This window comes from Streptomyces sp. NPDC096339 (genome assembly GCF_044762985.1).
Taxonomy (GTDB): Bacteria; Actinomycetota; Actinomycetes; order Streptomycetales; family Streptomycetaceae; genus Streptomyces.
The window spans coordinates 217,676-229,916 of record NZ_JBIWFI010000006.1; the positions used below are offsets into that span (position 1 = coordinate 217,676).

Here is a 12,241-nt window from a genome sequence, read left to right on the forward strand (position 1 = left end):
GTTATTCATCGGTCGGCCCGGCCTGGAGTTGGTCCATCTGGTCGGGCGAGAGGGCCAGGAGCATGCCGTCTTGGGACTCCGGCTCCTCGCTCTCCTCGCTCTCCTCGCCCTCGGCCGGGAGCTCCTTGGCGAGCGCCGCCAGCCGTTCGGGCGTCTTCTCCTCGAACACTTGCCACGGGGTCAGTTCCAGTCCTTCGCGGCGGAGCCGGGCCGACAGCTGCATCGAGCTGATCGAGTCGCCGCCGAGTTCGAAGAAGCTGTCGTCGGCCCCGACCCGTTCCACCCCGAGGATCTCGGCGAACAGCGCGCACAGGAGCTCTTCGACGGCCGTGCGCGGATCCCGTCCCGAGGAGCCGCCGGCGAAGTCGGGTGCCTGGAGCGCCCGGTGGTCGACCTTCCCGTTCGGGGTCAGGGGCATCACGTCCAGCGGTACGAACGCCACCGGCCTCATGTACTCGGGCAGTCGTTCGGCCGCCGTCTCACGGAGGGCGGCGATCAGCGCGTCGGCCGACCGGGAGGGCGCCGGGACGACGTACGCCACCAGCCGCTTCTCGCCGGGCCCGTCCTCACGAGCGACGACCACCACCTGGGCGGCCCCCGGATGGTCCGCCAGCACGGCCTCGATCTCACCCGGCTCGATCCGGTGACCGCGCACCTTGACCTGCGCGTCGGCCCGGCCGACGAAGACCAGCTCTCCCTCACGGGTCCAGTGGGCCCGGTCGCCGGTGCGGTAGATACGGCCCCCGGAGGAGAACGGGTCGGCGACGAACCGCTGCGCGGTCAGGCCCGGATTCCCGAGGTATCCACGCGCGAGCCCTGCCCCGGTGACGTAGAGCTCACCGGCCACGCCGGGCGGCACCGGCTGGAGGTAGGCGTCGAGCACGTACGCCCGCATGTTGGTGATCGGGCGGCCGATGGGGACCACGTCGCGTCCCGGGGACAGCGGCGAGCTCATCGTCGCGCACACGGTCGTCTCGGTGGGCCCGTAGGCGTTGATCATCCGGCGGTCCCGCGACCAGCGGTCGACCAGAGCGGGCGGGCACGCCTCACCGGCGACCACCAGGGTCTCCAGGCCGGCCGGCAGGTCGTCCTCGACGGCCGGCACACTCGGCGGCACGGTGACGTGGGTGATGCGCCACCGGCGCACCGCGTCGCCCAGCGACACGCGCGGCGGCATGCTGTCGGGGTCGGCCAGCACCACGGTCCCGCCTGACAGCAGGGCCGTGCACAGCTCGGAGATCGCGGCGTCGAACCCGAGGGACGCGAACTGCAGGACGCGTGAGGAGGACGTCACTCCGAAGCGCTCGATCTGCGCGCCGGCCAGGTTGCCGAGCCCGGCGTGGGTGACCTGGACGCCCTTGGGCCTCCCCGTCGACCCGGAGGTGTAGATCACGTACGCTCCGTCGCCCGCCGCCACGGCCGGCAGTACCACTCCCGGGTCGGCGGCCGGCCGCTCGTCCAGTGCGACCACCACGCCCGCGAACCCGTCCGGCACGGCTGTGCGGGTCGCCCCCGTGCAGAGCAGCACCTCGGGCGCGGAATCCGCCAGCATCAGCTCGATCCGACCGGCGGGATAGTCCGGGTCGACGGGTACGAACACCCCGCCCGACAGCGACACGCCCAGCAGGGCCACCACCAGTTCCGCCGACCGTCCGACGAGCACGCCCACGCTCGTCTCACGTCGGACGCCCAGCCCCACCAGCAGCCGCGCCAGATCCTCCGCCTCTTCCAGCAGCCCGCCGTAGGACAGGTTCCGCGCAGCGTCCTCCACCGCGATCGCGTCCCGCGAGAGCTCCGCGCGGCGGCGGAACAGCACCGGCAGCGGCTCCGGCGCGAACGGCGCGTCGGTGGCGTTCCATTCCTCGACCACCAGGCCGCGCTCCGCCGTGCCGATCAGGCCGACCCGGCCCACCGGAGTCCGCGGATCGGCCGTCACCTGCTCCAGCGCCCGGACGACCGCCGCGAGCATCTCCTCCGCCCTGGTCCGGTCGAAGACGTCCGGACGGTAGATGAACTCGCCGTGGACGCCGCCGTCGTGGGAGGCGCGCATGGATACCGGATAGTGCCCGCTGTCGTTCGGGATCCCCACGGGGCGCATGACGAGCGCATCGGGGGCTTCGGACGGGAGCGGCGGGCGGGGGTAGTTCTCGAACACCACGATCGTGTCGAACGCGGCGCCCTGCCCGGCGATCTGGTTGAGCTCCGACAGCCCGACGTGCTGATGCGCCATCATCGCGACCTGACGCTCCTGCAAGTGCGTCAGCATGTCGAGGAACGGTTCACCACCCGCGAGGCGGGCCCGGACCGGCAGCGTGTTCATGAACAGGCCGACCACGGACTCCACTCCGGGGATCTCGGGCGGACGCCCGGCCACGGCGGAGCCGAAGACCACGTCGTCCCGGCCCGTCAGCCGGGCCAGGAGAAGCGCCCAGATCCCCTGGAAGAGGGTGTTCATCGTGACGCCGTGCCGGCGCGTGAACTCCACCAGCCGACGGCTCAGATCGTCGTCGAGTTCGAACCGGACGCGTTCGGGCTCGACGGGCGCGGTGATGGCGTCCGGCGGCACGACGTGGGTCGCCTCGTCGAGCCCGGCGAGCTCGGTCCGCCACGCCTGCCAGGCGGCTTCCTTGTCCTGGCGGGAGAGCCAGGCGAGATAGCTGCGGTACGAGGTGGGGGCGGGCAGGGACAGGCCGTCACCGCCCGCTTCGTAGGCCGCCATCACGTCGATGGAGAGGATCGGGAGGGACCATCCGTCGCAGGAGATGTGGTGGGAGGCGAGGGCCAGCCGGTGGCTGCGTTCGCCGATGCGCACCAGGTGCAGGCGCAGCAGCGGGGCCCGGCTCAGGTCGAACCGGTCGGCGTGCAGTTCCTCCGCGATTCGCTCGAACCGCGCCAGCGCCTCGTCCTCGGGCAGATGGGACAGGTCGGTCTCCGTCCAGGGCAGCGCCACCTCGCGTGCGATCGCCTGCACGGCCCGGCCGGAGCCGAGTTGATGGAAACTCGCCCGCAGGGCGGCGTGCCGGTCGAGGAGGGCCTGCCAGGACGCGCGGAAGCGGGCGACGTCCAGCGGGCCGTCGAGGGCGAGGGTGCGGATGCCCGCGTAGACGTCCGGGCCTCGCTGGTCGACGGCGTGGAACAGCAGGCCCTCCTGGAGCGGGGAGAGCGGCCAGATGTCGGCGAGGCCCGGAACGGCGGCCTCGATCTCCTCCACGTCCCGCTGCGTCAGCGCGACGAGGGAGAAGTCGGAGGGGGTGTGCCCGCCGACTCCGAGGGCGGCGTGCGCGGCGAGGCCGGACAGCAGGTCCAGCCAGGCCCGGCCGAGCGACTCCGCCTCGGCTTCGCCGAGGATCCGTCCGGCCCAGGTCACGGTCAGCCGGAGCTCGGGGCCGTCCGGGGAGTCGAGGACGACGGCGTCGACCTCCACGGCGTGTCGCAACGGCGCGTGCTGCTCCGCCGCGCCGCCGATGGTCCCCGTCATCTGCCAGGGCTCCGGGTCGCCGTCGGGGCGGGAGGAGAAGCGGCCCAGGTAGTTGAACCCGATCTCCGCCTTCGGCAAGGCCGCCAGGGTCGGTGCCGTCTCGGCGTTCAGGTGGCGCAGCATCCCGTAGCCGAGGCCGCCGTCGGGCACGGCCCGCACGTTCTCCTTGACCTTCTTCAGCAGGCGGCCGGCCGCCTCGCCACCGGCGACGGCCTCGTCGGTGTCGATCCCCGTCACATCCAGCCGCAGCGGGTGGACGTCGGTGAACCAGCCGACCGTCCGCGAGAGGTCCAGCTCTCCGATGGGTCCGCGGCCATGGCCTTCGACGTCCACGACGACGCGGTCGCCGCCGCGCCACCGAGTGACCGCGCCCGCCAGGGTCGCCAGGAGCACCTCGTGGACACCGCAGTGGAAGGCCGAGGCGGCCTTCTCCACGAGTACGCCCGCGCGGTCTCGCGGCAGGGTCCACGACCTGCGTCCCGCGGTCGCGATGGTGTCGCGGGTGGGGTCGAGGGAGGCCAGACGCGGTTCCGCGTGGTCGAGGATCTCCGTCCAGGTCTCGAGTTCCGCGGTCCGGGTCGCGGCTTGATCGGCCAGTGTCCGCGCCCATCGCCGGAACGGGACCTCCACCGGGTCGAGAGCGGGCTGCCCGCCCGCGATCACGGCCTCACACGCCGCACGCAGGTCCAGCAGCAGGATCCGCCACGACACCGCGTCGGCCACCAGGTGATGCGCCGCCAGCACGAGCCGGCCCACGCGACCGGGTCCGGCGTCCACCCACACCGCCCGGATCATCACACCGGCGGCGGGATCCAACCGCGCCGCGGCTTCCCCGGCGCACCGGTCCGCGAGCTCATCGATGTCGCCGGTGCCCGCCTCGACCCGCTCGACCAGATCGGCCGCGTCCACCGCGCTGCGACCGGACACGGCCAGGACCGGCTCTTCGCCCTCGGCCGTGACGATCCGGCTCCGCAGCAGATCGTGGGCGCCGATCACCGCGCCCAGCCCGGCCGCCAGCGCGTTTGCCGACAGGTCGCCGGGAGCGCCCACGGTCACCCACTGGGTCAGGGCTCCTCCGGTCAGCGCGCCGGGGTCGCTTTCGATGAGCGCCCGCATCACCGGCGTCCACGCGACCTCGCCGACGGCGTCGGCGAGGTCTGCCCGCGTGGTGCCGCCGCGCTCGGCGACCGCGGCGATCCCGGCCGGTGTCTCCTGCTCGAAGACGTCCTTCGCGCCGAAGACGACCTCGGCGCGGCGGGCTCGGGCGGCCAGTTGCATGGAGAGGATCGAGTCGCCGCCCAGCTCGAAGAAGCTGTCGTCGGCTCCGACCCGGTCCAGCCCGAGGATCTCGGCGAACAGTGTGCACAGCACCCGCTCCGCCTCGGTGCGCGGCTCGCGCCCGGCGGGCTTCGCGGAGAACTCCGGAGCGGGCAGGGCCTCGCGATCGATCTTCCCGTTGATCGTCAGCGGGAAGTGCTCCAAGACCACCACCGCGGCCGGGACCATGAACTCCGGCAGCCGCGCCGCGAGGTGTTCGCGGAGCACGCCGGGGTCCAGGGCCTGGTCCGGCTCCGCGATCGCGTAGCCGATCAACCGCTTCTCACCCGGACGGTCCGCCCGCGCGACGACGACCGCCTGCGCGACCCGGGGAGCCTCGGCGAGCGCCGCCTCGATCTCCGCCGGCTCGACCCGGTAGCCCCGGATCTTCACCTGGGAATCGGCCCGTCCGGCGAACAGCAGCTCGCCCCGGTCGGTCCAGCGTGCCAGGTCGCCGGTGCGGTACATCCGCTCGCCGGGGGCGAACGGGGCGGCGACGAACCGCTCCGAGGTCGCGCCGGAGGCGTCGAGGTAGCCGAGCGCGAGACCGGCGCCCGCGAGGTAGAGCTCGCCGGTCACGTTCGGGGCTACCGGCTGGAGGAAGGCGTCGAGCACGTACGCCCGCCGCCCGGCGAGAGGGCGGCCGATCGGCAGGACGTCGCCCGGCTCGTCCCCCGGCCGGAGGAGATGCCACGTGGCGCACAGTGTGGTCTCGGTCGGGCCGTACAGGTGCCGGACCCGGACGTCCGGGCAGGCCCGGCGCAGCCGTGCGACGGAGGCGAGGGGCACCACGTCCCCGCCGGTGAGGATCTCGCGCAACCCGCCGAAAGAGGCCGGCGACTCCTCGACCAACACCCGGAAGCTCCCGGCCGTCAGATGGACGGTGGTCACGCCTCGTGCCACCGCGTCCCGCAGGCGCTGCGCGTCGACCGCGCCCGGTTCGGCGACCATGACGCGGGCACCGCGGACCAGCGGCGCCCAGATCTCCAGCAGCGACGCGTCGAACGAGTGCGAGGCGTGCATCAGTACGCAGTCATCGGCATCGAGTGACCAGCCGGGGTCGCCGGCCAGGGCCGCGACGCTTCCGTGCGGCACCGCGACGCCCTTGGGCTCCCCGGTCGATCCCGACGTGTACATCACGTAGGCGACGTCGCGCGCCGTGACCGTCGGCGTCTCGTGGCTCGTCGCCCCGGTCCACGGCGCGTCCACGGGCACGGGCTCGACCCCGTCCGGTACCGCGTTCCGGGTCGCCTCGGCGCAGACCGCCACCGCCGCGCCCGCGTCGGCCAGCATCCGCTCGATCCGTACCCGCGGGTAGTCCACGTTCACCGGGACGTACGCGGCCCCGGCCTTCCACACCGCGAGGAACGCGACGAACAGGTCCGCGCCGCGCTCCATCACCACGCCGACGTGGTCGCCGCGCCGCACGCCCATCCCGGCCAGATGACCTGCCAGCCGGTCCGATTCCCGGTCGAGTTCGCCGTAGGACAGGGTGCGGTCCCCGTCGACGACGGCCACCGCGTCCGGCGCGCTCGCCGAGCGCCGCCGGAACAGTTCCACCACCGACGGATCGCCGGCGGCCTCGCCGGTCGCGTTCCAGCGCTCCACCACGGACGCGCGTGTCACGTCGCTCGTCACGCCCAGGCGGCCCACGGAGAGCGAGGGCTCGGCCATCACCCGTTCGATGACGCGCACGACCTGCCCGGCGACCTCGGCGGCGGTCTTCCCGTCGATCCGGTCGGGCCGGTAGGACACGCGGATCTGCAGGCGCTCCCCGGGACTGGCGCTCATGGTCAGCGGGTAGCCGGTACCGGTCCGGGTGAGGGCCGAGCTGATCGTGACACCGCCCTCGTCGCCGAGGCCGGCCGCGTCGAGCGGGTAGTTCTCGACCATCATGATGGTGTCGAAGACCGCGCCCGGCCCCACCGCCTTCTGGATCTCCGACAGACCCATGTACTGGTGTTCCGTCAGCGCCGACTGGCGTCGCTGCAGGTCCTGGAGCAGCTCCAGGACCTGCAGGCCGCCGTCGAGGCGTACCCGGACCGGAACGGTGTTGATGAACATGCCCACCATCCGCTCCACATCCGGTACGTCCGCCGGGCGGCCCGACACCACCGTTCCGAACGCCACGTCCGTCCGGCCCGCGAGCCGGGCCAGCACCAGGGCCCACGCGCCCTGCACGATCGTGCTCAACGTGAGCCCGTGGCCGCGGGCGAAGTCGGTGAGCGTCCGCGTCGACTCGGCGGACAGCCGTGCGCAGTGCTCGTCCGGCATCACCATCGCCTTGCCCGCGTCGGCGTCCACCACGGTCGGCTCGTCCGACCCGGCGAACTCCGACCGCCACGCCGATCGCGTCGCGTCCTGGTCCTGACCGCTCAGCCACGCCAGGTAGTCGCGGTAGGAGGGTGACGTCGACGAGGTCGGTCCGCCCGCGTAGCCGGACGACATCTCGCCCAGGATGATCGGCGTCGACCAGCCGTCCAGGAGGACGTGGTGCGACGTCAGTACGAGCCGGTGCCTGTGCTCGCCGAGACGGATCAGCAGCAGCCGGAGCAGCGGCGGGCGGGTCACGTCGAACCGCTCCGCCTGGTCTTCCGCGAGAAGGCGTTCGGCCTCGACGGCCGCCTCGGCCTCGCCGAGATGCGACAGGTCCGCCTCACGCCAGGGGATGGCGGCCTCGCCCGCGACGACCTGCACCGTCTCACCCGAGCCGAGCTGGTGGAAGCTCGTGCGGAGCGACTCGTGCCGGGTGACCAGCGACTGCCAGGCCGCGCGCAACCGTTGCGGGTCGAGCGGCCCGTCGAGGTCCAGGATCCGCTGGCTCTGGTAGACGTCCACCCCCTCCTCGTCGAGGGCCCGTTCGAAGAGCATGCCCTCCTGCAAGGGCGACAGGGGCCAGATGTCGGTCAGTCCGGGCGCGGCGGCCTCCAGCTCCGCCACGTCCCGCCGCGACATGTCGACGAGGTCGAAATCGGACGGCGTGTGGCCTCCGGCGCCGGGGGAGGCGGCGTGGGCGGCGAGGCCGGCGAGCATCTCCAGCCAGGCCTCCCCCAGCCGCTCCACCGTGGCGGGGTCGAGATCCCGGCCGTCCACGGTGAGCCTCACCAGGGGACCGGCCGGCGTGTCCTGAACGTCCGCACCGACCTCCAGGGCATGGGCGAGGACCAGGTCGGGGCCGGCGGCTCCCGCGCCGAGCGGTCCTTCGGCGACCTGCCACGGAGTGCCCGGGGAGGCGGAGGCCGACCGGCCGAGGTAGTTGAACCCGATCTTCGGGGACGGCAGTTCGGCCAGCCTGGCCCCGGTGTCGGGGTTGAGATGGCGCAGCAGCCCGTAGCCGAACCCGTCGCCCGGCACGGCGCGGACCTGCTCCTTCACGGCCTTCAGCAGCTCCCCGGCCTGCTCGTTCCCGGCCGCGGCGGCTGCCAGGTCGACGCCGGAAACGTCGAGGCGGACCGGATGGACGCTGGTGAACCAGCCCACGGTGCGCAGCAGGTCCTCGCCGTCGGCCGCGTGGCGGCCGTGTCCCTCCAGGTCCACCAGCACCCCGGCGTCACCGCCGCGCCAACGCGCCACCGCGCCCGCCAGGCCCGCCAGCAGGACCTCGCGGATCCCGCAGTGGAAGGCTCCCGGGGCCCCACCCACCAGGCTGCGCGCCGCGGGCCCGGACAGTGTCCAGGACCATGAGTGCGGCCGCCCCGCGTGCTGCTCGGGGAACGGGTCCGCGCCGTCCAGGACCTCGACCCAGTGATCGATCTCGGCGACGGTGCCCTCGCCGAACGCCTGCTCGGTCAGCCGCCGCGACCACTGCCGGTACGAGGTCGTCGCGGGTTCGAGGGACGGGGTCCCTCCGGAGGTCACCTCGTCGTAGGCCGTTCGCAGGTCCGGCAGCAGGATGCCCCACGAGACGGCGTCGACCACCAGGTGGTGGGCCACCACCGCCAACCGGCCCGGCTCGGAGGCTCCGGCATCGATCCACACGGCCCGCACCACGGTCCCCGTCGACGGGTCCAGGCCGGCGGCGGCCGTCCCGGCCTCGCGTTCGGCGATCTCATCGAGGTTCCCGGTCCCGGCCTCCACCCGTGTCACCAGTGCGGCCGCGTCCACCGTGCCCCGATCGGGCACGATCAGCCGTCCGTCGGACTCCACCCGTCCGCGCAACTGGTCGTGGACGTCCAGCACCGCTCCCAGGGCGGCCACCAGCGCGTCGCGGTCGAGGCCGGGCGGGGCGACGACGACTCGCGCCTGGGCGAAGCCGGGGCGTAGCGCGTCGGCTCCGAGGGCGCGCATCACCGGCGTCCGGGGAACCTCCCCGATGGCCGCGTCCGCGTCGGAGCGGCCCGGCCTCGTCGCCGCGGCCGCCGGCGCCAGCGCGGCCAGCCGTCCGGGGGTCCGCTGCTCGAACACCTGCCGGGGGGTGAGGGCGATTCCCTCGCGACGGGCGCGGGCGGCCACCTGCATCGACGAGATCGAGTCCCCGCCCAGCTCGAAGAAGCCGTCGTCGACCCCGACCCGTTCCAAGCCGAGGACCTCGGCGAAGACCCGGCACAGGATCCGCTCGGCCTCGGTGGCCGGCTCCCGGCCCACCGACTTCGAGGCGAAGTCCGGTGCGGGCAGGGCCTGTCGATCCACCTTCCCGTTGACCGTCAGCGGCAGCTCGTCCAGCACGATCACCGCCGCCGGAACCATGAAGTCGGGCATCGTCTCGGCGAGCCGCTCCCGCAGCCGTACCGGGTCGAGGTCCCGCCCGGCTTCGGCGACCACATAGCCGATCAGATGCTCGTCCCGGGCGGCGACCACGGCCTGGCCGACGCCGGGAATCCCGGCGAGGACCGCCTCGATCTCTCCCGGCTCCACGCGATAGCCACGGATCTTCACCTGATCGTCGGCCCGTCCGCCGAACACGAGCGTGCCCTGGTCCGTCCAGTGGGCCAGGTCACCGGTCCGGTACATCCGCTCGCCGGGGACGAGGGGATCGGCGACGAACCGCTCGGCGGTCGATGCCGCACGTCCCAGGTAGCCGCGTGCGACACCGGCCCCGGCGACGTACAGCTCGCCCTTCACGCCCTGGGGAACGGGGCGCAGGAACGCGTCGAGGACGTAGGCGCGCCGGCCCGTGAGGGGACGTCCGATCGGCAGCACCGGTCCGGTCTCGTCGCCGGGTTCGATCAGCCACCAGGTCGCGCACAGCGTCGACTCCGTCGGGCCGTAGAGATGCCGCACCCGGACGTCCGGGCACGCCCGCCGTGCGCGCTCCACCGCCGCCGGCGGCACCTCGTCCCCGCCGGTCAGCACCTCGCGAAGTCCGGCGATCGACTCCGGTGACTCCTCGGCCAGCACTCGGAAGGCCCCTGCGGTCAGGTGGGCGGCCGTGACGCCGCCCGCCACGTATCGGGCCAGGGCCTCCCCGTCCACCGCTCCCGGTTCGGCGATCACGATGCGGGCGCCCGACAGGAGCGGCACCCAGATCTCGAACAGGGAAATGTCGAAGGCGTGCGAGGCGTGCGTCAGCACGGCGTCGCCCGGCCCGACCTCCCATCCCGGTTCCCCGACCAGCCCCGCCACGTTGCCGTGCGACACCCCGACGCCCTTGGGCGTGCCCGTCGACCCCGAGGTGTACATCACGTAGGCGAGGTCGTCGGCTCCCACCTCCACCGAGGGGCGGGCGCACCGCTCCACGGCCCGCCGCGTCTGCGGATCGTCCAGGACGATCGGATCGAGCCCGCTGTCCAACACGGCCGCCCGGTTCGCGGCCCGGCACACCACCGCGGCCGGATCGGCGTCGGCCAGCATGACCTTCACCCGCTCCGCCGGGTAGGCGGGGTCCACCGGCACAAACGCCGCCCCCGCCTTCCACACCGCGAGCAGCGTCGCGATCAGGTCGGATGACCGTTCCATCATCACGGCGACCCGGTCCCCGCGCCGGATGCCCCGGCCGGCCAGGTACCCCGCGAGCCTGTCCGCCTCCCCGGCCAGCTCCCGGAACGACGTCGTCCGATCTCCGTCGGTGATCGCCGTCTCGTCTCCGCGCAGCTCCACCTGGCGATCGAACAGGGCCGGCGCCAGGCAGCCCGGCTCGACGTCGGGTGCCGTGCCCCACGCGTTGACCAGGTCGCGCTCGGCGGCGGTCGTCACGTCGACGTCGGCCACGGTGATCTCGTGGTCGGTCGTCAGCCGGCGCAGAACGCCCTGGAACCGCTCCAGGACGGAGAGGGCCGCGCCCGTGTCGAAGAGGTCCGTCAGATGGTCGAGCTTGAGGAGCATCGTGTCGCCGGGGACGGCGACCAGCGTCAGCGGATAGTGGGCGGCCTCCCTGCCCTGGTTCACCCGAATGGCGAAGGTGTCGGCGGAGTCCGGTTCACCGAGGTCGCGGGGGAAGTTCTCGAAGACGAGCAGGGTGTCGAAGACCGCGCCGGGGCCGGCAGCCTTCTGGATGTCCACCAACCCCACGTACTGGTCCGGGATGAGGGCCGACTGCCGCCTCTGCAACTCCGTCAGCATTCCGATGATCGGCGTGGCGCCGTTCAGCCGTACGCGCACGGGCACGGTGTTGAGGAACAGCCCCACCATTGCCTCCACGCCGGGCAGGTCCGCCGGGCGTGCCGACACCACCGCACCGAACACCACGTCCGTCCGGCCCGACAGCTGCGCCAGCACCAGCGCCCACGCGCCCTGCACCACCGTGTTCAGCGTCAGCCCATGGCCGCGGGCCAGGTCTTCCAGCGATCGGGTGAGGTCCTCGGGGAGCTCGACCGTGACGCTCTCCGGCATGCCGGGCGCCCGGCCCGGGTCGGCGGGCGCCACCAGGGTCGGCTCCTGCGCGCCGCGCAACTCCGCCGCCCATGCCGCCTGCGCCCGCTCGTGGTCCTGCCGGCTCAGCCAGGCGAGGTAATCCCGGTAGGACGCCACTTCCGGCAGATCCGGCCGGCCGGTGCCGGCCGCGTAAAGCGCCAACAGCTCGTTGAAGACGATGGGCAACGACCAGCCGTCCATGACCGCGTGATGGCAGGTCACCACCAGGCGGTGCCTGGCGTCGTCGAGACGGATCAACGTGAGGCGCAGCAGTGGGGCCTGCGCGACGTCGAACCCCCGCAGCCGGTCCTCCTCGGCCAGCTCCCGCACCGCCTCGTCGGGATCGTCGAGGTGGGAAAGGTCGACCATGCGCCACGGCAGGTCCACGCGGCTCGCGATGACCTGCACCGTCTCGCCCGATGCGCGCTGCCGGAAGCAGGCCCTGAGGGCGGCGTGTCGGGTGAGCAGCGCCTCCCATGCCGCGCGTAACCTCGCCGGGTCGACCGGACCCTGCAACTCCAGGATCCAGTGGCCCACGTAGATGTCGGGCCCTTCGTCGTCGTAGACCGTGTGAAACAGCAACCCTTCCTGCAGCGGCGACAGCGGCCAGATGTCCTCGATCCGCGACTGAGCCATCGATATCTCCCTCGATCCAGC

General features: G+C 73.1%; 1 protein-coding gene. It reads right to left on the reverse strand.

The features are described 5' to 3' along the window. Position 1: 1 nt before the first annotated feature. Positions 2 to 12,220 carry an amino acid adenylation domain-containing protein gene (locus tag ACIQ5Y_RS12350; protein ID WP_403878706.1) on the reverse strand — a complete coding sequence of 4,073 codons (12,219 nt, stop codon included), beginning with the start codon at positions 12,218 to 12,220 and terminating at the stop codon, positions 2 to 4. Positions 12,221 to 12,241 lie beyond the last annotated feature (21 nt).

What these genes read in the sequence shown, in the direction of transcription:
- ACIQ5Y_RS12350 (WP_403878706.1), bottom strand. Translation starts at nt 12,220, where the DNA reads ATGGCTCAGTCGCGGATCGAGGACATCTGGCCGCTGTCGCCGCTGCAG.